The following is a 22,900-nucleotide window of genomic DNA, read 5'->3' as shown; positions in this document are numbered from 1 at the left end:
TTCATGAAAAAAATCATTTTGATCAGTTTCAGCTTATTGCTTGCCCTAACAAGCGGATGCAGTATGAATGATAATGAAACAAAAGCCGTAAACCCAAAAGACCTGCCGCAAGTTCCAGCGTTTCAGGACGAAAAAACGAGAGAATACATGGTGTCAACGAAAGAAGCGGAGCCGGGGTATTATGTGCTGGAGTCTAAGCTGAAAGGGTTTAGGATGTTGTTTCCGGAGGATGCTAAGTATCTAGAAAGAAGATCATCGTTAACTGGGAAAAATAAAGAAAGTATTGGATTTAATAGTTATGACAAAGACACCAATGTAATGTTTGATGGGCATGTAACCTATTACACAGAAGAAAGCTTTGTGAATGAACCTGAAACAATGCTGGATATTGTAAGTGGAAAAAACGATTATAAAGGCAAATATAAAAAAAGCAGCAATAAGAACACGGACATCTACTTTGCTAAGAAAAAAGACATCTTTGAGGATATTGAAAGAAAATATAATTATTTATACAGTTACTTTGGTTATGTGAAATCTACAGAAGAAGATAACCTAGGAGTTGAATATGCCTTTACTTTCGGATGCAAAAATGAAAATCAACCATGCTCTTTAGATGAAGAAAAGGCTAAAAATAAAGTTGAGAAATTAATTCATTCTATCAGCTTTTTAATAGATAAAAAGGAGAAATAAGATGGAAAATGAGAATGGGGGCGAAAAATTACGGCTCATTGATGATTTAGAATTCGACCATTAATAATAGTTTCCTCAATGAACGCAAGAAGTTATAGAAATCTAATAAAGTGATTAGCATGATTTTGGGGAAACAAGAAAACCTTTGGAGGTTCATCATGAAAAAGATCATCTTGATTTGCATCAGCTTATTGCTTGCCCTAGGCGGATGCAGTATGAACGACAATGATAAAAACACCACAAATGACAATAAAACAGAAGCCGTAAAACCAAAAGACATGGATCCAAAAGACCTGCCGCAAGTTCCAGCGTTTCAAGACGAGAAAACGAGAGAGTACATGGTGTCAACGAAGGAAGAGGAGCCGGGATATTATGTGCTGGAATCTAAGCTGAAAGGATTTAGGATGTTGTTTCCGGAAGATGGGGAGTATTCCGACTCTGAAACTTCAAAGACAAGCGAGTCACTGTTTTTCGACAGTATTAATAGTAAAACGAATATAGTAATGAATGCTTCAGTAAAGTTCTATCAAAATGAATCATTTATAAACAACCCGGAGACCATGTTGGATATTGTTAGTGGTAAAAATGAATACAAAGGTCATTTTGAAAAATTAGAAGCGAAAGACAAGGATATTTACTTTGCTTCAAAACAAGAATTCTTCGACAAAGAAGAAAAACCATCTTATATCTATCTTGGTTATATAAAATCAAAAAAACAAGGTGATTTAGGGATGGAATATTCTTTTATGTTTAGCTGCTCTGCCAATGTACAGACATGCAAACCAAACCCAAAAGAAAATGAAGAACAGGTTAAAAGAATAATAAACTCTGTTACTTTTGTCGATGTGTAAGAGAAAAATACAAACACTGATGTCAAAGGTTTGTTTATCTCGAAGAGGTTTTATTCGAAACAGAAGTAGTAATATCGCTCAAAGACTGCCAAGGGAAACGCGTTTTTTCGAGTATGAGAAATTTAACCTGTATCTTAAGTCCTCCCTTCTGTTTATTAGTGTAAACCGAGTCTAATTCCCTATTTATCAAATTTATTCCATGTTGTAACATGAATAAGGATAAAATAATCACTTTGTAACAGGGTCATTAGTATGATTTTGATTAATCAGCTCAAAAAACCTTGGAGGTTCGTAATGAAAAAGATCATCTTTATTTGCTTCAGCTTATTACTAGCCCTGACAGGAGGATGCAGTATGAACGACAATGATAAAAACACCACAAATGACAATAAAACAGAAGTCGTAAAACCAAAAGACATGGATCCAAAAGACCTGCCGCAAGTTCCAGCGTTTCAGGACGAGAAAACGAGAGAGTACATGGTGTCAACGAAGGAAGAAGAGCCGGGGTATTATTTGTTGGAGTCTAAGCTGAAAGGGTTTAGGATGTTGTTTCCGGAGGATGGGGAGTATCTTCCTGATTATTCTGCGTCAAATGGAGAAAATAGTGAATCGATAGGGTTTCAAAGCTATAATGAAACATCAAATATTCTCTTAGATGCGCAAATAAGCTACTATAACAAATCTTCATTTATTAATGAACCAGAGACAATGCTGGACCAAATTAGTAATGAGAATGGTTACAAAGGAAATTTTAAGAAGCAACAAACTAATGGAAAAGTAGTTTACGCAGCATCAAAAAAAAGCAATTTTAAAAACAGTGATCGTAAATACAATTTTTCCTTTCGTTATTTTGGATATATCAAATCCAATGAAGAAGAGTATCTGGGGATAGTATATTCTTTTATAGTCCGCTGTAAAAAAGATAAAAAAACTTGTACTTTGGATGAAGATCAAGCAAAAGAAAAAACTGATAAACTAATTAATTCTATAACCTTTTTAAGAAACAAAAAGGAGGTTAGAGATGGACAATAAGAATGTTTTCGCAAATGAAAATGTAAAGCTCCGTTTAATTAACTTAGAGTATGCATATAAAGAAAAGTTTGCATCGAACAATCCGGAAAAAGTAAAAAAAGCCAAGGAAGAGTTTGAAACTGAAATACGGAGGATCTATAAAGAAGAAACTAACTCGGAGCTTCCTAATGAAATAGAGATATATACTTCTCACGAACTTATTCAAGAAAATAAGAACATAGATAAACGGATTAAAGATTCTGGTTATGATGGTACAGCGATTTATATAAAGGAAAAGAAAAATGATATAGAGCAGCTTCATATTATTTCTGAGGGGAGTGCTGATAACGCAGATTGGTCTTATAATTTCTTTGGTTTGTTTTTAGGTATTGATGATAACCAATACAGAGCTACGAGAGAATTTGTAAAGAATTCAAAGAAAAAAGCAGGTAATTCAGAGGAATTGAGAACATTTGCGCTAGGACATTCTCTAGCTAATAATAACCAAGTATTAGCTCAATTAATTGATGGAGAATTTGATGAAGTATATGGGGTGAATGGGGCACAAATAAGTATCGACCAACTTTTATTAGCTGATAGAAATTTGGTAGATTTTCTATTAAATAAATATGATCTTAGTCGTCAAGAGCTTAAAGAGCTTCCACGAGAACAACTAAAAAAAGCGATCACCAAATACTACAAAGACAAAGGCGTGACAGCAAACATCACCCAGCGCATCTCAAAGGATGACCCTCTGTACGGTGCGAGCGGCAAGGCAGACTTCATTACATTCGGCGATGTGAAGATGGCTGATACAAACACAAGCGTAAAAGGCATCCGAAACATTATGGATGGAATCCCTGATGAAGATGTGAGATCAATTCAAACATTCCTTCAAAAATATAAGGATGACTATGATAAAGACGGCTTGAACGGTTTTGTAAAGGCTGCAAGCGGGATTGACATAGAGCTGATAGATAAAGTGAAGTACACAGATGGTGCTTTAGCGAAAGCGAGTGTCATTTATGAAAACTTTGATGATGTAAAGCAAATGTATGGCCGAATTAAAGAGAATTTGCCGTCGTTTTTAGGTTTTCTCCATACATTATTGGGAAACAGCGGACCGGTCGTAGATCAATTAGCTGAAAATGGGTATATTGATGAAACGCAAAAGAAAGTGATCAAAAAAGAATTAACGAATATGAATGCGAGTATGCGAGGAATAGAATCACGGTATGAACATTTCATTGACCATCTAAAGCATGGTCAGTTTACACAAGCACTAAAAGATGTTGGTGAAATAGTAGATTATGTAAAATCGATTTTGTCCTCTGTAGATACACTCGACAAAGAAACAAAAGACGCCTTAGAACTTATTGTCGATGGCCATAGCATTGTTCAAATGCTGAATGCACTATCAAAGGAAAAAGGCTTCAGCTATAAAGGTTCCGATATTTACTTTACAGGAAAGAGCGGTTCAGGAGAAACGATTAAAGTCAATATTTCTTCCGCTGTCAGAATCTATCAAAATGGTATGGAAATTGTTGAAGATATGGAAGATGCAATTTCTAAGTACCAGAAGGTTTACAACCAGGAAATCGACGAAGATTTCATAGACAAAAAACAGGCGATCATCACCGCTATTCATCATATGGAAGAAAATCCTTCGCATTATGCCTTCGATCTTCAATTCCGGCTCGCAGCTGGTTTCAATCACACGTTCGATAAATTGGAGAAAATCTCAGTTCATGAATCATTTCATACAGGTGCGTTACCTGCTAATGATGGAATCGTTGCTGAATTGAAAAAACAGGCGACAGAAAAAAGAGACTTTGTCAAAAACATCCGCGAGAGTATCGAAAAACTATTTGAAAAAGAAGAAGTGATTTCTCAGTTATTTAATGTTCAGATTTAGGAGGAATGGAAAGAGTGACGGCCTTATTTTCAGAAAGTGAAACAGAAATTGTATCAACCACCTATATGTTTCTTACTCAAGATGAAATGAGGGGGAAAGCAGGGAGCCTTAATCAACCAATCAACGACATTCTCAGCCTGACAAAGAAATTTGAGTCCTCGTTAAAAGAGGAAATCAAAGGGCAAAAAGGGTTGATCGTAAAAAAAATAAAAAAAGAGCTGGAATCAAAAAGCGAAAAACGAAAAGCTGCCCTTCAAATGATAAAAGAGGAACATACTGCAAAAGTTGACCGATACAAAATGATGGTTGAAGCACTGCGTAAGCAGGATGTGACATTGACTTACAGAAAAAAGAAGCCTGTTAAAGATGTGTAATATCAAAAATCTCCTATTCAAACAATGAGTGGGAGATTTTTATTTTCCTTACGGCAAAAACATACTGAAAAAGTCTCTCTCCATTGATATGATTAAGAAAGAGTAAAAATCATCCTTTTGCTATGCCATTTTACCTGAAGTTGAAACAGGAGGAACCATATATGCCAAGCGAGAAACAAAAATCGAAAAGTAAATTGAAACCCTTTTTTGCATTAGTAAAGAAGACCAATCCTTCTTACGGGAAGCTTGCTTTTGCATTGATTCTCAGTATCGTAACGACTCTTGTCAGTCTGATGATTCCATTATTGACAAAGCAGCTTGTCGACGGATTTTCCATGTCAAATCTGTCAGGGACGCAAATTGGGTTGATCGCGCTGGTATTTTTCGTTCAAGCCGGTTTGAGCGCTTATGCTACATATGCGCTTAACTATAATGGACAAAAAATCATCTCCGGACTGCGGGATTTATTATGGAAGAAATTAATTAAACTTCCCGTTTCTTATTTCGATACTAACGCTTCCGGAGAAACGGTCAGCCGTGTAACGAACGATACGATGGTGGTCAAAGAGCTGATCACAACTCATATCAGCGGATTTATCACAGGGATCATTTCTGTTATTGGATCAATGACCATCTTATTCATTATGAATTGGAAGCTGACATTGCTTGTGTTAATTGTCGTTCCGCTGGCGGCCCTTATTTTATTCCCGATTGGCCGGAAGATGTTTTCCATCTCTCGGGAAACGCAGGATGAAACAGCCCGTTTTACAGGCCTGCTGAATCAAATTCTCCCGGAAATCAGACTCGTTAAGGCTTCGAATGCGGAGGATGTCGAGTATGGACGCGGGAAGATGGGGATTTCTTCATTATTTAAACTAGGCGTTCGTGAAGCCAAAGTTCAGTCGCTTGTCGATCCGCTCATCTCACTTGTGGTAATGGCGGCGCTTGTGGCAGTTATCGGATACGGCGGCATGCAGGTGTCATCAGGCGAGCTGACGGCCGGCGCGCTCGTGGCTTTTATTTTATATTTATTTCAAATTATTATGCCGATGGGGCAGATTACAACGTTTTTTACCCAGCTGCAAAAATCAATCGGCGCAACAGAACGAATGATTGAGATTTTGGCAGAGGAAGAGGAAGATACAGCTGCAGGAAAACAAATTGAAAACGCGCATCTGCCTATCCAGCTTGAGTGTGTGTCTTTTGGATATAAGCCTGATCAGCTGATCTTGAAAGAGATCAGCGCCGTTATTGAAGCGGGGAAAGTAACAGCGATTGTCGGTCCGAGCGGCGGCGGGAAAACAACGCTGTTTAAGCTGCTTGAACGATTCTATATTCCGACTGCCGGGACCATTCGATTAGGCGCTGAGCCGGTCGCTTCGTACTCGCTTGAATCATGGCGCGAGCACATCGGATATGTGTCACAGGAAAGCCCGTTAATGTCAGGAACGATTAGAGAAAATATTTGCTACGGGTTACAACGTGAAGTATTAGATACCGAGATTGAAAAAGCCGCGGAGATGGCCTATGCGCTCAATTTTATAAAGGAGCTGCCGGATCAGTTTGACACAGAAGTAGGTGAACGAGGCATTATGCTCTCAGGCGGACAGAGGCAGCGAATCGCGATTGCGAGAGCACTTCTTCGTGATCCGAGCATTCTTATGCTGGATGAAGCCACTTCCAGTCTCGACAGCCAATCTGAAAAATCAGTTCAGCAGGCGCTTGATGTACTGATGGAGGGGCGCACAACAATTGTCATCGCTCACCGCTTATCCACCGTTGTAGACGCGGACCAGCTTTTGTTTGTTGAAAATGGAGAAATTACCGGACGGGGCACACATCATGAATTAATGGCGTCCCATGATCTATATAGAGATTTTGCAGAACAGCAATTGAAATTGAACGCAGATTTAGAAAACAAAGCCGGGTAAATGTTGGTCGAATCAGCCAGTAAAAAACGGAGGGATTTTCCCAATCCTTCCTTTTGAACTATTGAGGGGCTCAAGATTTATGGTATACTACTGACGGTACATTGTATAAAACGGAGGGTAGTTGTGGGAAAACACACTTCTGAACATAAAAAACACGCACAAATTGTCCAGCTGCTTCAAGATGGACAATATTTTTTTCATAAAGGCTTAAAGGCGTATAAAGAACGTAATCTGAAACGGGCAAGCAAACTGATTCAGCGCGCGGTTCATTTGGAACCGGAGGATTCAGAGATGCTTTCGCAGCTTGCGGTCATTTACTCAGAAATGGGCCAATATCAAGAGTCGAACGATTTATTTGATTATATCATGGCAAATCTGGAGGCCGAAATGCCGGAATGCCATTACTTTAAAGCGAATAACTTTGCTCATTTAGGACTCTTTCAAGAAGCTTATAAAGAAGCGGCCGCTTATTCCGATGCGGATCCTGACGGTGAATTTGCTGAAGAAAACGATAGTCTGCTTGAATTGCTGGACTTAGGAGACGACGGGACTGAGGATTCATTATATGATCAGGATGAATTGCTGGTGAAGCAGGATCGGGCAAAGTCCCTGCTGGAAAGCGGTCAGCTTGCTGAAGCGGTGACGGCGCTTGAGGAAATCACAGCCGAGTATCCGGAGCTTTGGTCAGCATACAATAACCTGTCACTTGCCTATTTCTATTCAGGCAACATTGTAAAAGCGAAGCAAACCGCTTATCAAGTGCTCAGTCATAACGAAGGGAATCTTCACGCCTTATGCAATCTTCTCGTTTTCTACTATTATGAAAGAGAAGATGAAAAAGTGGCGGAATTGAGCAGCCAGCTTTCCAATGTGTATCCGATGCTATTGGAACAGCGCTATAAACTGGGAGCCACTTTGGCGCTGGTCGGCCGCTACGAGATCGGATATAAATGGCTTAAATCATTGTATAAAACCGGGTTTGAAGGTGATGACACATTCTTTTACTGGCTCTCATGCTCAGCTTATTTTACGGGACATACTGAATTTGCTGAGACGATTTGGAGAAAAGTCGAGTCGCAATATCCCGGAGAAGACCGCCCGGCTCCTTGGATTGAGCGGAGGGAAGCTCTTCCTTCATCTGTGGAACAGCGTCTCGCGGCTTATTACATCAGCAGCACAAAGGGAGAAACGGAGCATCTTGAAGCGGTGTTACGCTCGAAGAGAATTACTGCTCCTTTCGAAAATCATTTTGTGAAACTCCTTTTGCACGGGGATTCCGCGGCTGCTGACGTAACAAAGGATGCACTTTTTACCTATCAAACCGTTAAGTTATTGGAGCAAGCTGAAAAAGAAGAGATGAAAACAGAGGTTATGAGCTGCTGGGTGTTTTATGTGATCCAGCAAATCCGTGCAGCCGCTTCGTTGAAGAATGAGAGAGGCTTGGCAGCGGCGATCTGTTATATTTGGAAAGAAGCTCATGGCAAGCAAGATACGAAAAAAGACACAGCGGCCCGCTTTGGCATCTCTCCGGCAACGCTGACGAAATATATGAAATATATTGATGATATTCTAGAATAGAATATTTTGAAGAGTCGATTCGTATATCGGCTCTTTTTTTTGGTTTTATAGATTATATTAAGAGAATAATATCGACGTTTTTTTTACTCATTTAAGAAAAATGACAAATGATATACAGTGTGACATCTGTTTGAAACACAAATGTAATAAAATTTATCGCTAATTTGTCGAAACTTGATGGTATAATGATTCTCGTACATAAGGAATTAGTGTTTTTTACATATGATGTGAAATAAACGCTATACAACCAGAATAAGAGATACACAGAATAATTAACCATAAACAACCATCATTCCTCGTAGAGTATGAGGAACGAAACTTGATGTTTAAAATACGATTCCAAATGAGAACAGGTTCACAGTAAAAGGGAGGATTTAAAATTGAGAAAGAGTTTATTAACACTTGGTTTGGCTTCCGTCATCGGGACAAGCAGCTTTTTGATCCCGTTTACAAGTAAAACTGCATCGGCGGAAACATTAAATGATAAGAAACAAAAAATCGAAAGCAAGCAATCTGAGGTTGCTTCCAGCATTGAAGCGAAAGAAAAAGAATTAAATAAGCTTCAGGAAAATCAATCAAAGATTGAAAAAGAACTACAAGACATTAACGATAAGGCGCTTGATACAAGCAACAAGATCGAAGATAAAAAAGCAGAAAACGATAAAACAAAAGCAGAAATCAAAAAGCTGAAAAAAGAGATTAAAGAGACAGAAGCCCGCATCGAAAAACGTAACGGCATTCTGAAAAAACGCGTTCGTTCTTTACAGGAAAGCGGCGGATCTCAAGGATACATAGATGTTCTTTTAGGATCAACAAGCTTTGGTGACTTTATCTCTCGCGCGACTGCAGTTTCTTCTATTGTGGATGCAGATAAAGAGTTAATCAAACAGCAAGAGCAGGATAAAGCGAAGCTGGAAGATTCTGAAGCAGATTTAAATGACAAGCTGAAAGAAGTTCAAACAGCATTGGCTAAATTAGAAACGATGCAAAAAGACCTTGATAAACAGCTTGATGAAAAAGACAAGCTTTTCGACGAAGCAAAAGACAGCCAGAAAAAAACGGCTGCTGCAATTTCTGAATTGAAATCAGAAGCATCTGAACTTGCAAATCAAAAAGCGGATACTGAAGCTGAACAAGCCCGCATCAAAAAAGAACAAGAGGCTGCGGCTGCTTTAATCAAAAAGCAGGAAGAAGCACAAAAAGCATCTGATGAGACACAAACGGCTACACCTAAAACAGCAAAAGCAAGCTTATCAAATGATGATTCTTCAGACCATTCTTCTAACGGATCATCTTCTAAGAAGAGCAGCAGCTCAAATAGCAATTCAGGCGGAGGAACTGTCATCAGCAACTCAGGCGGAATTGAAGGCGCGATCAGCGTTGGCTCAAGTCTCGTCGGGAAATCTCCGTACCAATTTGGCGGCGGACGCAGTCAGTCTGATATCGACAACCGTATTTTTGACTGCTCATCATTCGTACGCTGGGCATACGCTTCTGCAGGTGTAAACCTTGGACCTGTCGCCGGAACAACAACTGATACGTTAATCAATAGAGGAAGAGCTGTCAGCGCGTCAGAAATGAAACGCGGAGATCTAGTTTTCTTTAACACATACAAAACAAATGGACACGTTGGTATTTATTTAGGGAATGGAACATTCCTTAACGACAATTCTTCACATGGTGTGTCAATTGATTCTATGAGTAACCCTTACTGGAAAAAATATTTCAATGGCAATGTAAGACGTGTTGTTCAATAATAAATAAGACAAGGGCCTTCTCTGAACAGAAGGCTCTTTCTTTATTAACATCTTTACCCTTAAAAAAATACAATTAATCATAAAAAGAAAAAATTGAGCAAAAAAATAGCGTATCATCCTGAGATTTTATAGGATATGGGTAAGGAATACGTTTGATGGGGATTCTAATTAGAAAAGGTTCCCCGACTTTGAAAAGACGGTTTAAGGAGTGGATCGTGTGTCAGAAGAAAAAATTTATGATGTAATTATTATCGGTGCGGGTCCTGCTGGGATGACGGCCGCTGTATACACATCAAGAGCGAATTTATCGACATTAATGATTGAAAGAGGAATTCCCGGCGGGCAAATGGCCAATACGGAAGATGTAGAAAACTATCCTGGATTCGAAAGCATCCTTGGACCTGAGCTTTCTAACAAAATGTTTGAACACGCAAAAAAATTCGGCGCTGAATACGCTTATGGCGATATTAAAGAAATTGTTGACGGCAAAGAGTACAAAGTGGTCAAAGCTGGTTCAAAAGAATATAAAACACGTGCAGTCATCATTTCCGCAGGTGCGGAGTACAAGAAAATCGGCGTGCCAGGCGAAAAAGAATTGGGCGGCCGCGGTGTATCGTATTGTGCGGTATGTGACGGCGCGTTCTTTAAAAGCAAAGAGCTTGTCGTTGTCGGTGGCGGAGATTCTGCAGTTGAAGAAGGCGTGTACCTGACACGTTTCGCTTCCAAAGTCACGATTGTGCACAGACGTGATAAACTTCGTGCGCAAAGCATTCTTCAAGCGAGAGCATTCGATAATGACAAAGTTGACTTCCTATGGAACAAAACGGTGAAGGAAATTCATGAGGAAAACGGCAAAGTCAGCAACCTAACGCTTGTCGATACGGTAACTGGAGAAGAAAGTGAATTCAAAACAGACGGCGTCTTCATTTACGTTGGCATGCTTCCTCTGTCTAAACCGTTTGAGAATTTGGGCATTACGAATGAGGAAGGCTACATCGAAACAAACGACCGTATGGAAACAAAGGTTGAAGGGATTTTCGCTGCTGGAGACATTCGCGAAAAATCACTGCGCCAAATCGTAACGGCTACAGGAGACGGAAGTATTGCGGCACAAAGCGTACAGCATTACGTCGAAGAGCTCCAAGAAACGCTGAAAACGTTAAAATAAAAAAGGGCTGTCATACGAGTTTCATATTACGTTACTGGGTTTTAATTCAGCTGTAACAGTTGTGTAATGCTTTTCGGGTATGATTAATAAAGTAATTGACCCCCTTTTTATAATGAATACACTTTTTGGCACGGATTCTCCAGTTATCCGTGCCCTTTTTTTGTTTACATATAAAAGCTTGATGCCTGTTACAGCAAAACATCTGAACATAGAGATGGATATGCTGTAATATAGAAGAAAAGATTGTCAATGTCTCTTCATTGTGAGAGGCATCTTGAAACGGTATAATAAAGAGACCATGACAGGACGAGAAGGTTAGGTGAACGTACTTGCAAAGAGTGACAAATTGTGTGCTCAAGACGGATGACAAAGTTCTGCTGCTTCAAAAACCGCGACGCGGCTGGTGGGTTGCGCCGGGAGGCAAGATGGAAAGCGGGGAATCAGTTAGAGACTCCGTCATTAGAGAGTACAGAGAAGAGACAGGTATCTATATCATAAACCCTCAGTTAAAAGGTGTTTTTACCTTTATTATTAAAGACGGTGACCAAGTTGTCTCTGAATGGATGATGTTTACGTTTATCGCTGATTCTTATACCGGTCAAAATGTATCTGAATCAGAGGAAGGTAAACTGCAGTGGCACGATGTCAATGACATTCAAAACCTGCCGATGGCTCCGGGAGACGGCCATATCCTTGATTTTATGATGAAGGGAAAAGGGCTGCTGCACGGAACATTTACGTATACACCGGATTTTGAGCTGCTCAGTTATCGTTTAGATCCGCAGCATATTAAATAAATAGACAAGTCAGGGGGGAGAAGCATGAGTGAATCACATGATATTCAGCTTGTCATTATAACCGGAATGTCGGGAGCGGGAAAAACTGTCGCCATTCAAAGCTTTGAAGATCTCGGCTATTTTTGTGTCGATAATCTTCCGCCTTCATTGCTTCCGAAATTTTTAGAACTGATGAAGGAATCCAATTCGAAAATGAGCAAGGTCGCTCTCGTTATGGATTTGCGCGGCCGTGAGTTTTTTGACCGGCTGATTGAAGCGCTTGATGATATGGCGGAGAATCCGTGGATTACACCGCGTATTTTATTTTTGGACGCGAAGGACTCCATTCTCGTCACCAGATATAAAGAAACAAGACGTTCGCATCCGCTCGCAGTGACAGGTCTGCCGCTTGAAGGGATCGCGCTGGAGCGTGAATTGCTTGAGGAATTAAAAGGCCGCTCACAAATCATTTATGATACGTCAGACATGAAGCCGCGTGATTTGCGCGAAAAAATCGTAAAACACTTTGCGACAAATCAAGGAGAGACTTTTACCGTAAATGTCATGTCATTTGGTTTCAAATACGGTATTCCAATTGATGCAGATCTCGTCTTTGATGTCAGATTTTTGCCGAATCCATACTATATCGAAAGTATGCGGCCGCTGACTGGAAAGGATAAAGAGGTTTCTTCTTATGTCATGAAGTGGAATGAAACGCAAAAATTCAATGAGAAATTAATTGATTTGCTGAGCTTTATGCTTCCATCTTACAAAAGAGAAGGAAAAAGCCAGGTTGTCATTGCAATCGGCTGCACAGGGGGCCAGCACCGTTCTGTGACATTAGCCGAGAATTTAGCTGATTATTTCAAAAAGGATTACTATACTCATGTTACTCACCGGGACATTGAAAAGAGAAGCCGGAAATAAGATGGATCAAAAGCCGAAAATCGCAATCTTTGGCGGCGGTACGGGACTTTCTGTACTGCTTCGGGGCTTAAAGCATAAACCTGTTGATATTACGGCCATTGTGACAGTTGCCGATGACGGGGGAAGCTCTGGCCGTCTGCGGAATGAATTAAAAATTCCCCCGCCCGGAGACATCAGAAATGTGCTTGCCGCTTTATCTGATGTGGAGCCGCTTGTTGAAGATCTTTTTCAGCATCGCTTCAATAAGGGGAATGACTTAACAGGCCACTCTCTCGGGAATTTGATTTTGGCAGCAATGACAAATATAACCGGTGATTTTTTTCATGCTGTCACAGAAATGAGCAAGGTGCTGAATGTAAGAGGAAAGGTATTGCCAGCTGCCAATACCAGTGTCGTTCTGCATGCAGAGATGGAAGACGGCCGCGTGATCTCAGGTGAGTCCACGATTCCAGCATACGGACAGCGCATTAAGCGTGTTTTTCTCACGCCTGAACATATTGATCCGCTGCCGGAAACGATTGACGTGATCAGAGAAGCGGATTTGATTATTATTGGACCGGGAAGCCTTTATACAAGTATTCTTCCCAATATACTCGTCCCAAAAATCGGGGAAGAGGTCGTGAAGGCGTCTGCGAAAAAAGTATACATTTGCAACGTAATGACTCAGCCTGGCGAGACACTCCATTACACCGCTGCCGACCATGTGAAAGCGCTCAATCAGCATATGGGCTGCGGTTTTATTGATACGATATTAGTGAACAGTGAAGATATTCCTGACGAAATAAAACATAAGTACGAAATGGAATCGGCGCGCCCTGTTGAGTTTGATATTGAAGAGCTGAAAGCAATGGGGCTTGAAGTCATCAGAGATCAAATCGCAACGTATAAAAATGACGTAATCCGTCACGATACACATAAAGTGGCCTCTCTTCTTATCGATCTACTGAAAGAATGAAGCCAGAAATGAGGTGGCTATATGTCATTTGCATCAGAAACAAAAAAAGAATTAACCAATCTGGAAGTGAAAGACTGCTGTATTAACGCAGAACTGTCTGCGCTTATCCGGATGAATGGAGCTTTATCATTTACAAACCGCCATCTCGTACTTGATGTTCAAACCGAAAATGCGGCGATTGCCCGCCGCATCTATACATTACTGAAAAAACAATATGATGTATCTGTCGAGCTGCTGGTCAGAAAGAAAATGCGGCTGAAAAAAAATAACGTCTATATTGTGCGTTTTTCAGAAAAGGCAAAAGAGATCTTAGAGGATTTAAAAATACTCGGGGAGAATTTTGTGTTTGAACGAAGTATTTCGAAAGAGCTGGTCAAAAAGAGATGCTGCAAGCGTTCTTATATGCGAGGGGCATTTTTGGCGGGAGGTTCGGTCAATAACCCGGAAACCTCCTCTTATCATTTAGAAATTTTCTCTCTTTATAAGGAGCATAATGATTCATTATGCGACCTGTTAAATGAGTTTCAGCTAAACAGCAAAACGCTCGAACGAAAAAAAGGCTATATCACCTATTTAAAAGAGGCGGAAAAGATTACTGAGTTTCTGAATGTGATCGGCGCCCACAACTCGCTTTTGCGATTTGAGGATGTCCGGATTGTCAGGGATATGAGAAACTCAGTCAATCGTCTCGTCAATTGTGAAACTGCCAACTTAAACAAAACGATCGGTGCTTCGCTCAGACAGGTGGAAAATATTAAATACATTGATGAAAGAATCGGTCTGGATGCGCTTCCTGAAAAACTCCGGGAAATCGCACAGCTTCGGGTTGATTATCAGGAAGTGACGCTGAAAGAGCTCGGAGAAATGGTGACAAGCGGAAAAATCAGCAAATCAGGGATCAACCACAGGCTCAGAAAACTTGATGAAATCGCAGAACAGCTGCGGACAGGGCAAACCGTCACTTTAAAATAACCGTAAAGAAAAGGGGAAATCTTATGGTTCAGCAGAAAGTGGAAGTTCGTTTAAAGACAGGACTGCAGGCGCGTCCTGCTGCTTTGTTTGTACAAGAGGCAAATCGATTTATGTCAGATGTGTTTCTTGAAAAGGATGGAAAAAAAGTAAACGCAAAAAGCATCATGGGGCTGATGAGCCTTGCGGTAAGCACAGGTACTGAAGTTACCTTGATGGCCGAAGGAGAAGACGAACAAGAAGCGGTGGAACAGCTGGCTGCTTATGTTCAAGAGGAAGTGTAGGTGATAAAATGAGTGACTTTCTAAAAGACTGCTTCCGGAAAATCGGCTGGAAGAAAGACTATGTCAGCTTCAATGACCTTCCTCTTTTTCTCCAAGCAATGGCTTACCGTTTTCCCTTTGAAAACCGTGCCGTACTTGCAAAAGAGAATTATAAGGTAACAAAAAAAGAGCTATGGCGCCGCCTGGTCAAAGATCAGCATGGCGGCCTTTGCTACGATTTAAATGGTTTGCTTTATTTTATCCTGCGTGAGGCCGGGTTCCATGTAAAGCTCATTCGAGGCACAGTTTATGCAGGACATCTAGAAGATTGGGCGTTAGAAGGATCACATGCTGCTGTATGGCTGTCAGCGGAAAAAGGCGATTACATCGTTGATACCGGCTTCGGCATCAATCTGGCGCTCCAGCCGATACCGCTTTCTGGAGAAACGGTACAGTCACCTGTCGGGTCATTTCGAGTGAAAGAAGAAGAGACAGAAATGGGCAGCCATGTTCTGTTGATGGATAAAGGGGAAGGCTGGCAAATCGGTTACGCCTTTACCCTTGAAGAGAGCGATCCGGATGATTTAGATGACATGAAGGACATGATACACTCTCATGAAAAATCTCCTTTTAACAAATCACCGCTCGCCTCAAAGCTGACACCAAACGGTCGGATGGTCATGTCAAACCGCCATTTCACCATCCATGAAAACGGTGGTGACATTCAAAAAAGGGATATTGGCTCTTCAGAATTTGAAGAGAAATTAAATACTTATTTTTTGTAACGTAAAAAGCTTGCAGGTTATCTGCAGGCTTTTTCTTATGAACAAGTATTGATTGCTGGATCAAATGCATCTTCAGGGATATACAGTTTTCCCTTTTCGTATTTATAAGGAATTTCATTCTCTTTAAAGCACTCTTTGCTATATTCAGTTAGTGAATCCCCAATTTCTATGTACTTCCCAGTATAGTGGGGCTGACATGCTGAAAGAATTGACGTAATGGCCAGAAACAGCATGATTTTCTTCATCACCACACCTGCCTATTATGAAAATTTCACCTTTTCCATTCTATCATAATGAAAAGAAAAAGACCGATTTGCTATTTCATCCCATGCTATAATAATTTTGGTATCTTCTAGAAAAATTTTTGTGTTTTACATATAAGGGGGATAAACGTGTATCGGATTTTGCTTGTGGAAGATGACGAGCGGATTGCTTCTTTGCTGGGCGGTCATCTTCAAAAATACGGATATGAAGTGAAAATGGCTGAACAGCTGAATGATATAAAATTGGAATTTACAGAAATGAAGCCCGATCTGGTGCTGCTTGATATCAACCTGCCTTTTTTTGATGGGTTTTATTGGTGCAGGCAAATTCGCACCATTTCCAATGCGCCGATTATTTTTATATCAGCACGGACTGATGAGCTGAATCAGGTGATGGCGATTGAAAATGGCGGGGATGATTATATTACGAAGCCGTTCCATCTAGAGGTAGTGATGGCCAAAATTAAAAGCGTCCTGCGTCGCACATATGGTGAATATTCACCCTCTTTGCCACAGGAATCAAGAATAGTGGAGCTTGGCGGGCTAACGGTTTATCCTGATCAGAATGAGGCCGAGTGGAACAGCATCCGCATCTTGTTTTCACAAAAAGAATTTCAGCTCCTCTCGATTTTCGTGAGGGAGCACAAAAAAATCGTCTCCCGTGATGAATTGCTGGAGGCTTTATGGGATGATATCGATTTTGTTGATGATAATACGCTGACGGTCAATGTCAATCGGCTGCGGAGAAAACTGGAGAATGCGGGACTGAAAGATTGTATTTCAACGATAAGAGGACAAGGCTATCAATTTCAAGTCAATCGGAAGGATGAACTGGAGTGTTAAAGACTTATCTCATTGATCGCTTCGCTATTATTCTATTTTCATTATTAGGGATAGGAACTGCCATGCTGATTGCGTATTTAAGCATCATAGAGAGCGGTGCAGAACCTCCCGCAGAAAATATGATATACATATGGGTATTGCCCGGTGTTCTTTTAGCTGCGGGTATTATTGCCGATTGCATTCGGCAATTTTCCTTTTTGGCTTATGTCAAAAAGCTTGCAGAACAAGCATCTTTTTCAAATGACATCGGACAGTCTTTGAAAGCCCGACAGCCAAGAACACGAGAGCAAGCGCTTTGGACGAAAATAATCAATGTACTTGGACAGCAATACGACAGCAGGCTCTTACAATACCTGAATCAGCAAAAACAGCATTATACCTTCACCAATCAATGGGTTCATCATATGAAAACACCGGTATCTGTCATTTCTCTCATGATACAAGAAGGAAAAAACGGAACCTCATCCTCTTTTCCGACATTTTTAGAGGAGTTGGAGGATGAAAATGAGAGATTCCGCCATGGGCTTGATATGATGCTGCAAACAGCCAGACTGGAGGAATTTGCGTTCGATGTAAAGCCGCAAACCTTGGATTTGGCAGAGCTGGTCCGATCACTCATCAATCAGGAAAAACGGCAGTTTATCAAACGGCGCCTTTTTCCAAAATTACATGCGCCGCCAACTGCCATTCAGATTTCCAGTGATCAAAAATGGCTTTCCTTTGTTGTTGAGCAAATCCTCTTCAACGCCTTAAAATATTCAAAGCAAGGTGTGGGAGACTCTATTACAATCCGAATTGGGACTGAGGGGCATGAGACACGCTTATCGGTTTCAGATGAAGGGATTGGCATACCGCCGCAGGATCTGCCGCGGATTTTTGACGCTTTTTTTACCGGAGAAAACGGACGAAGCATGACAGAGGCGACGGGAATGGGCCTTTATTTGGCAAAACAGGTGTGCAGCCGGCTTGGCCATAAGCTGTATGCGGAATCAAAAGAAGGGGCTGGCACTGTGATGACGATCGTGTTTTCAAGTGACACCCTCGTGAATGTGACAGCATTGTAAGGCTGGGGAGCGGAATTGCAAGAAAGTTCGATGGGAGGATGCTGACTTCCTTTTTATAATAAAGAAAAAGGAGGAGCACAACATGAACGTGTTACAGACAACGAACCTATCAAAGACATACTATTCAAATAAAGGTACGATATCATACCAAGCGCTCAGCGACTTTGACCTCAGTGTGGAAAAAGGAGAATTTGTAGGAATTATGGGGCCATCGGGAAGCGGAAAAACCACGCTCCTAAATTTGCTGGCGACCATTGATAAGCCGACCCAGGGTGAGATGATGATCAACGGCATTCAGCCGAAAATGTTAAAGGATCAAGACCTGGCTTTGTTTCGCCGAAGAGAACTCGGCTTCGTCTTTCAGGATTTTAATCTGCTTGATACGCTGACGATTCGGGAAAATATTTTACTCCCGCTCGCCTTGGATAAGGTAAAGCTGAGAGACATGGAAGTCCGCTTGGAAGAATTGGCGGATACACTGCAAATCAAGCATATTCTTGACCACCGGACATATGAGGTGTCGGGCGGACAGCAGCAGCGTGCAGCCTGCGCCAGAGCGATTATTCACCATCCGGCGCTCATTCTTGCCGATGAACCGACAGGAAACCTTGATTCAAAGTCGGCAAAACAAGTGATGAACACGCTGGCCCAGCTGAATGAAGAAAAGGAAGCGACGATTCTGTTGGTTACACATGATGCCACAGCGGCAAGCTTCTGTAAACGGATTATTTTTATTAAAGACGGCCGTTTCTTTTCAGAGATTCGCAGAGGGACAAATCGGCAGGTGTTTTATCAGAGTATATTGGATACCTTGAGTGTGTTGGGAGGCGATTTTCATGAATTTGAGAACCATCGCCCGTAAAAACATTCTTGGCAATCTGCAACGATATGTCGCCTATTTTTTAAGCTGTGTATTTGCTGTTTCGGTGTTTTTTGTCTTCACATCTTTTATTTTCCACCCAGATGTCAACGAAGATAATATATATGGCGGAAGCCTTGTCAAAACATGCTTGGGTGCAGCCCTTATCGTTATCATTGTGTTTTGTATCTTTTTCATCTCCTATTCAAACTCTGCGTTTTTGCAGGCGAGAAAAAAAGAGTTTGGGCTGCTGACGCTATTTGGTACATCAAAGCAGCAGCTGCGCAAGATGATTTATTATGAACAGTCTCTTATTTCTTTAGCGGCGATTGCGGCCGGCATTGGAACAGGGCTGTTATGTTCAAAGCTGTTTTTTATGGTCATGACTTGGATGCTCAGCGTGAAGGTGCCGATTTCGTTTGTCATTGTGCCGAAAGCGTTTGTGATGACAGCTTTGGGCTTTTTCATCCTGTTTCAAACGCTGCTCCTTTTATCGCTGGCACGAATTCGCAAGCTGGAAATTATTGAGCTGATGAAGTCGGCCCAAAAGCCAAAAAGCTTGCCGGCTTATTCAAAATGGCTCACTGTGCTGTCTTTATTGTGTCTTGCTGGCGGTTATTATCTGTCTGCCACAGCGAATGCGATTGATATGGTATTTCGTGTATTTCCCATTTTAATTTTAGTGTTAATCGGAACGTATTTCTTTTTCACCCAAAGCAGTGTGGCGTTCTTCCGTATGCTTTACAAAAAGAAACATAGCTTTTATAAAGGTACGAATATGATTGTCCGCTCCAACATGATATTTAGGCTGAAAGATCATGCACGCATGCTGTTTTTAACCTCTATCATTACAGCGGTCATTTTAACCGCTACTGGTGTTATCTATATGTTTTATGCTGATTTAGAAAGACAGGAGGAGCAAAGCATTCCTCAATCTGTTTCCTGGGTGGAAAAAGACGCTTCTCATTTTCAAGTAATGGAGCCTGAAAATGCAGAGAATATATTGAAAAAAGCTGATGCTGATATCAAATATAAGGTGGATGCCACAGGGATTCCTGTCACTTTTCAATCAGACTTGCCGTATGAAAACAGGAAAGCGGAAGCGGAGGCTTTGCTGATTTCAGAGAAAATTTATAATCAAGTGGCAAAGGAAAAAGGTTTCCCTGTTATTCATTTACAAGAAAATGAAGCGTTTATTAATGTTCCGTTTCAAATGATGGTAAAAGATACATTTGGTGAAGGGGAAACAGCAGCCTTTCACATGAAATCAGGAAAAACACTTTCCTATGTCATGAAAAAGCAGCAAAACAAAGGGATATTGATGCCAGTCGGAGAAGTCAGCCGTTTATTGGTTGTCAGCGAAAAAAGCTTTGACAGTCTGACGCGGGATGTGCCGCTGAACAACCAGATGAGAGTGGTAGGTTATGAGCTTGAGCATTGGCAGGAGACGGTAGATGTCTCTGAAAAGCTTGGAAATATGGTGCCGAAAGAACATACATCTGATTTTCAAACACGTGCCCCTAGTTTTCAAATTGTAAAGCAGGGAGTCGCATTAATGCTGTTTATCGGTCTGTTTGTCAGCGTACTGTTTTTTATCGTGCAAGGAAGCATGCTGTATTTGCGGATGTTTACGGAAATAGAAGATACGAGAGTGCAAGTTTTAGCATTAAAGAGAATGGGGATTACGGACAAAGAGGTTCACTCTATCCTCGGGAAGCAAATTAGATTTTTGTTTTTCATTCCATTTATCGCGGGTGCTATTCACGCCGGTTTTGCGTATGCGGCGCTAAGTAACATGCTGAATTCCAACTTGTTTCTTGAAGGTGTAATTGTTTTCTTCATTTATTTTGTGTTTCAGGCTGTTTATTATATCGTCACTCGTCATATTTATAAGCGTGCTGTTCTTCAGCATATATAGTAGGAAATCCGGTCTGATCCAGACCGGATTTTTGTTTATTTAAATTCTCTTGTGAGGTTTTTTGGTGTTTGGCCTTCAATGGCTGCGATCATGTTTTCAGCCGCCTGTTTACACATATTAAAGCGTACTTTCGCTGTTGCCGAGCCGATATGCGGGAGTAACGTCACTTGATCCAGCTGCAAGAGAGGATTGTCTTTTGCGATAGGTTCTTCTTCGTACACGTCTAAGCCCGCACCGCGAATCCAGCCTTCTTGAAGGGCACAAATCAATGCCTTTTCATCAACCGTCTTTCCCCGGGAAATATTGACGAAAATTGCTGAATCCTTCATCAGCTTAAATTCTCTTTCGCCTATCATGTGATAGGTTTCATCAGTCAGCGGCGTAATGAGAAGAATAAAATCAGACTGCTCGAGCAATGTATCAAGCTCAGCATACATGACGCCAATGCTGTCTTCCATTTCTTGTTTGCGATGGCGGTTATGATATAGCACTTCCATATCGAAGCCGAGTTTGGCGCGCCTCGCTGCTTGTTCGCCGATACGGCCCATGCCAATGATACCTAACGTTTGGTGATGAACATCTATGCCGAAAAGCGCTTCTTCTTCAACGGTTCCCCATTTTCCAGCCCTGACGAAACGGTCCAGTTCGGCAACCCGTCTGGCGGAAGACAGAATCAGAGAAAAGGCAAGATCCGCGACTGTGTCATCCAGTGTATAAGGTGTGTGCGTCCCGACCACTCCTCTTTCTTTCATGGCTTCTATATCAAAGTTATCATAGCCTACAGATTGGTTGCTGACCACTTTGAGATTCGGCGCATGCTCCAGCAATTCGCGGTTGATGGACGGTCCGGCTGTTCCTGATGTTAAAAGCCCTTCTGCCTCTTTTATTTTCTCAAATAGCACATCATTTGGAAGTGTATCCTCCTGCCATATTTCATAACGGCAATGTTCACCAATGAATGCTTCAATCTCTTCGGGAATCGGTTTTGTGATCAATACAAATGGTTTCAACGAGGCTCCCCCTTTATGGCTGTTGTCTCTTTTATTATATCGGAAATAATTAGATGTTAAAAATATAGCTGCGTTCTTTTTGATTTCTGGTTCTTTTGAACTTAAAATGTCTATTGAAATTGAATAAACAGCTCAATCCGCTTAAATAAGTTTTTTAATTATCTGAATTCACCTATATTTTTTGTCAGACAAATCATCAGTATGCGAGAGAGAACCAGATTATGGGATTCAATAAATGTAAATTTTATTATCTTTGAAAGATATAAATGTGTATGTTTTGATTTTACTGTCCATTTATAGTGTCTTTTTTTGAAAGCCTTTTCGCGGTGTGTTCCTATGCTATAATTCCTTACTGTAAGCTAGGAAAGAAGGCTTGCAAAATCATATGGATGGGAGATGAATCAAATGGTTTCTTTAACATCAATTTTGGAACACAATCAGCGGTTTGTCAGAGAGAAGAAGTATGAACCGTACAAAACGACAAAATTCCCTTCAAAAAGGCTCGTTATTGTCACCTGTATGGATACAAGGCTCACAGAACTTCTTCCGCAAGCAATGGGGCTTAAAAACGGCGATGCTAAAATTGTAAAAAATGCGGGAGCCATCGTTTCTCACCCATTTGGAAGTGTGATGCGAAGCATACTGGTGGCGATTTATGAATTGCAGGCTGAAGCGGTGTGCATTGTCGGCCACCATGAATGCGGGATGTCCGGATTAAATGCGTCTTCGATTCTCGAGAAAGCAAAGGAACGCGGCGTGGAAGAAAATTGCCTGAATTTGCTGACCAGCGCGGGACTTGATTTGAAAACGTGGCTGACCGGTTTTCACAGTGTGGAAGAAAGCGTTTCCCACAGTGTGAAGCTGATCAAGAACCATCCGCTTCTGCCGAAGAAGGTGCCGGTGCACGGACTTGTCATTCATCCTGAAACAGGAAAACTTGATGTGATCATTAACGGTTATGAAACTGAGCTTATAAACACACATCCATAAGGG

22 protein-coding genes are annotated in these 22,900 nt (G+C 41.1%); 20 read left to right on the top strand and 2 right to left on the bottom strand.

Annotated elements, in window-relative coordinates:
- Window positions 1-3: 3 nt before the first annotated feature.
- From BTW01_RS04655 to BTW01_RS04585, 15 genes are all read left to right on the top strand, one after another.
- A complete protein-coding gene (locus BTW01_RS04655) occupies window positions 4-690 on the top strand; it encodes a lipoprotein YvcA (RefSeq protein ID WP_162101871.1) in 687 nt (228 codons plus the stop codon).
- Window positions 691-848: 158 nt separating this feature from the next.
- Window positions 849-1,541 carry a lipoprotein YvcA gene (locus BTW01_RS04650; RefSeq protein ID WP_162101870.1) on the top strand — a complete coding sequence of 231 codons (693 nt, stop codon included), beginning with the start codon at window positions 849-851 and terminating at the stop codon, window positions 1,539-1,541.
- 294 nt (window positions 1,542-1,835) lie between these two features.
- A complete protein-coding gene (locus tag BTW01_RS04645) occupies window positions 1,836-2,573 on the top strand; it encodes a lipoprotein YvcA (protein ID WP_162101869.1) in 738 nt (245 codons plus the stop codon).
- Window positions 2,563-4,467 (top strand): DUF6792 domain-containing protein, encoded by a 1,905-nt coding sequence (locus tag BTW01_RS04640; protein ID WP_162101868.1) that lies wholly within the window; start codon window positions 2,563-2,565, stop codon window positions 4,465-4,467. Before BTW01_RS04645 ends, BTW01_RS04640 begins: the two co-directional genes overlap by 11 nt.
- Window positions 4,468-4,481: 14 nt before the next feature.
- Window positions 4,482-4,841, top strand: coding sequence for a hypothetical protein (locus BTW01_RS04635; RefSeq protein ID WP_162101867.1), 360 nt, complete (start codon window positions 4,482-4,484; stop codon window positions 4,839-4,841).
- 161 nt (window positions 4,842-5,002) lie between these two features.
- Complete coding sequence (bmrA, locus tag BTW01_RS04630; RefSeq protein ID WP_162101866.1) at window positions 5,003-6,772, top strand: multidrug resistance ABC transporter ATP-binding protein/permease BmrA; 1,770 nt, start codon at window positions 5,003-5,005, stop codon at window positions 6,770-6,772.
- A gap of 123 nt (window positions 6,773-6,895) precedes the next feature.
- On the top strand, window positions 6,896-8,350 hold the full coding sequence (locus BTW01_RS04625) for a tetratricopeptide repeat protein (protein WP_162101865.1): 1,455 nt from the start codon (window positions 6,896-6,898) through the stop codon (window positions 8,348-8,350).
- Window positions 8,351-8,730: 380 nt separating this feature from the next.
- On the top strand, window positions 8,731-10,107 hold the full coding sequence (locus BTW01_RS04620; RefSeq protein WP_162101864.1) for an NlpC/P60 family protein: 1,377 nt from the start codon (window positions 8,731-8,733) through the stop codon (window positions 10,105-10,107).
- A 217-nt stretch (window positions 10,108-10,324) separates the two neighbouring features.
- A complete protein-coding gene (trxB, locus tag BTW01_RS04615) occupies window positions 10,325-11,275 on the top strand; it encodes a thioredoxin-disulfide reductase (RefSeq protein ID WP_162101863.1) in 951 nt (316 codons plus the stop codon).
- Window positions 11,276-11,604: 329 nt separating this feature from the next.
- On the top strand, window positions 11,605-12,072 hold the full coding sequence (locus BTW01_RS04610) for an 8-oxo-dGTP diphosphatase (protein WP_162101862.1): 468 nt from the start codon (window positions 11,605-11,607) through the stop codon (window positions 12,070-12,072).
- Between the two features lie 24 nt (window positions 12,073-12,096).
- Window positions 12,097-12,978: an RNase adapter RapZ gene (gene rapZ, locus BTW01_RS04605; protein WP_162101861.1), complete on the top strand. Its 882-nt coding sequence runs from the start codon at window positions 12,097-12,099 to the stop codon at window positions 12,976-12,978.
- Between the two features lies 1 nt (window position 12,979).
- Window positions 12,980-13,933: a gluconeogenesis morphogenetic factor gene (gene mgfK / locus BTW01_RS04600; RefSeq protein WP_162101897.1), complete on the top strand. Its 954-nt coding sequence runs from the start codon at window positions 12,980-12,982 to the stop codon at window positions 13,931-13,933.
- A gap of 21 nt (window positions 13,934-13,954) precedes the next feature.
- Window positions 13,955-14,905: a DNA-binding protein WhiA gene (whiA, locus tag BTW01_RS04595; RefSeq protein ID WP_162101860.1), complete on the top strand. Its 951-nt coding sequence runs from the start codon at window positions 13,955-13,957 to the stop codon at window positions 14,903-14,905.
- A gap of 23 nt (window positions 14,906-14,928) precedes the next feature.
- Complete coding sequence (locus BTW01_RS04590) at window positions 14,929-15,186, top strand: HPr family phosphocarrier protein (protein WP_162101859.1); 258 nt, start codon at window positions 14,929-14,931, stop codon at window positions 15,184-15,186.
- Between the two features lie 8 nt (window positions 15,187-15,194).
- Window positions 15,195-15,950 (top strand): arylamine N-acetyltransferase family protein, encoded by a 756-nt coding sequence (locus BTW01_RS04585; RefSeq protein ID WP_162101858.1) that lies wholly within the window; start codon window positions 15,195-15,197, stop codon window positions 15,948-15,950.
- Between the two features lie 35 nt (window positions 15,951-15,985).
- Here the strand turns inward: BTW01_RS04585 and BTW01_RS04580 are convergent, their stop codons facing one another.
- Window positions 15,986-16,195, bottom strand: coding sequence for a hypothetical protein (locus BTW01_RS04580; protein WP_162101857.1), 210 nt, complete (start codon window positions 16,193-16,195; stop codon window positions 15,986-15,988).
- Window positions 16,196-16,342: 147 nt separating this feature from the next.
- Between BTW01_RS04580 and psdR the strand changes: the two genes are divergently transcribed.
- The 4 genes from psdR (at window position 16,343) to BTW01_RS04560 (ending at window position 20,897) form a co-directional block, all read left to right on the top strand.
- Complete coding sequence (psdR, locus tag BTW01_RS04575; protein WP_162101856.1) at window positions 16,343-17,056, top strand: two-component system response regulator PsdR; 714 nt, start codon at window positions 16,343-16,345, stop codon at window positions 17,054-17,056.
- Window positions 17,050-18,120: a HAMP domain-containing histidine kinase gene (locus BTW01_RS04570; RefSeq protein ID WP_162101855.1), complete on the top strand. Its 1,071-nt coding sequence runs from the start codon at window positions 17,050-17,052 to the stop codon at window positions 18,118-18,120. Before psdR ends, BTW01_RS04570 begins: the two co-directional genes overlap by 7 nt.
- Window positions 18,121-18,202: 82 nt before the next feature.
- Complete coding sequence (gene psdA / locus BTW01_RS04565; RefSeq protein WP_162101854.1) at window positions 18,203-18,982, top strand: lantibiotic ABC transporter ATP-binding protein PsdA; 780 nt, start codon at window positions 18,203-18,205, stop codon at window positions 18,980-18,982.
- Window positions 18,957-20,897 carry an FtsX-like permease family protein gene (locus BTW01_RS04560; RefSeq protein WP_162101853.1) on the top strand — a complete coding sequence of 647 codons (1,941 nt, stop codon included), beginning with the start codon at window positions 18,957-18,959 and terminating at the stop codon, window positions 20,895-20,897. The genes psdA and BTW01_RS04560 overlap by 26 nt, the downstream gene beginning before the upstream one ends.
- A gap of 35 nt (window positions 20,898-20,932) precedes the next feature.
- Here the strand turns inward: BTW01_RS04560 and BTW01_RS04555 are convergent, their stop codons facing one another.
- Complete coding sequence (locus BTW01_RS04555) at window positions 20,933-21,907, bottom strand: 2-hydroxyacid dehydrogenase (RefSeq protein WP_162101852.1); 975 nt, start codon at window positions 21,905-21,907, stop codon at window positions 20,933-20,935.
- A gap of 396 nt (window positions 21,908-22,303) precedes the next feature.
- On the opposite strand from BTW01_RS04555, the gene BTW01_RS04550 reads away from it, so the two are divergent.
- On the top strand, window positions 22,304-22,897 hold the full coding sequence (locus tag BTW01_RS04550; RefSeq protein ID WP_162101851.1) for a beta-class carbonic anhydrase: 594 nt from the start codon (window positions 22,304-22,306) through the stop codon (window positions 22,895-22,897).
- Window positions 22,898-22,900: the final 3 nt, after the last annotated feature.

The sequence above is a fragment of the Bacillus sp. SKDU12 genome, from assembly GCF_010093085.1.
Taxonomy (GTDB): domain Bacteria; phylum Bacillota; class Bacilli; order Bacillales; family Bacillaceae; genus Bacillus; species Bacillus mexicanus.
Note: the sequence above shows the minus strand (reverse complement) of the source record. Positions and strands in the feature narration are given on the sequence as shown.

Excerpts from the sequence above, each read along its gene's own strand:
- BTW01_RS04655 (WP_162101871.1), top strand. The coding sequence starts at position 4 with ATGAAAAAAATCATTTTGATCAGTTTCAGCTTATTGCTTGCCCTAACA.
- BTW01_RS04650 (WP_162101870.1), top strand. The coding sequence starts at position 849 with ATGAAAAAGATCATCTTGATTTGCATCAGCTTATTGCTTGCCCTAGGC.
- BTW01_RS04645 (WP_162101869.1), top strand. The coding sequence starts at position 1,836 with ATGAAAAAGATCATCTTTATTTGCTTCAGCTTATTACTAGCCCTGACA.
- BTW01_RS04640 (WP_162101868.1), top strand. The coding sequence starts at position 2,563 with ATGGACAATAAGAATGTTTTCGCAAATGAAAATGTAAAGCTCCGTTTA.
- bmrA (WP_162101866.1), top strand. The coding sequence starts at position 5,003 with ATGCCAAGCGAGAAACAAAAATCGAAAAGTAAATTGAAACCCTTTTTT.
- rapZ (WP_162101861.1), top strand. The coding sequence starts at position 12,097 with ATGAGTGAATCACATGATATTCAGCTTGTCATTATAACCGGAATGTCG.
- mgfK (WP_162101897.1), top strand. The coding sequence starts at position 12,980 with ATGGATCAAAAGCCGAAAATCGCAATCTTTGGCGGCGGTACGGGACTT.
- whiA (WP_162101860.1), top strand. The coding sequence starts at position 13,955 with ATGTCATTTGCATCAGAAACAAAAAAAGAATTAACCAATCTGGAAGTG.
- BTW01_RS04590 (WP_162101859.1), top strand. The coding sequence starts at position 14,929 with ATGGTTCAGCAGAAAGTGGAAGTTCGTTTAAAGACAGGACTGCAGGCG.
- BTW01_RS04585 (WP_162101858.1), top strand. The coding sequence starts at position 15,195 with ATGAGTGACTTTCTAAAAGACTGCTTCCGGAAAATCGGCTGGAAGAAA.
- BTW01_RS04580 (WP_162101857.1), bottom strand. The coding sequence starts at position 16,195 with ATGAAGAAAATCATGCTGTTTCTGGCCATTACGTCAATTCTTTCAGCA.
- psdA (WP_162101854.1), top strand. The coding sequence starts at position 18,203 with ATGAACGTGTTACAGACAACGAACCTATCAAAGACATACTATTCAAAT.
- BTW01_RS04560 (WP_162101853.1), top strand. The coding sequence starts at position 18,957 with ATGAATTTGAGAACCATCGCCCGTAAAAACATTCTTGGCAATCTGCAA.
- BTW01_RS04550 (WP_162101851.1), top strand. The coding sequence starts at position 22,304 with ATGAATCAAATGGTTTCTTTAACATCAATTTTGGAACACAATCAGCGG.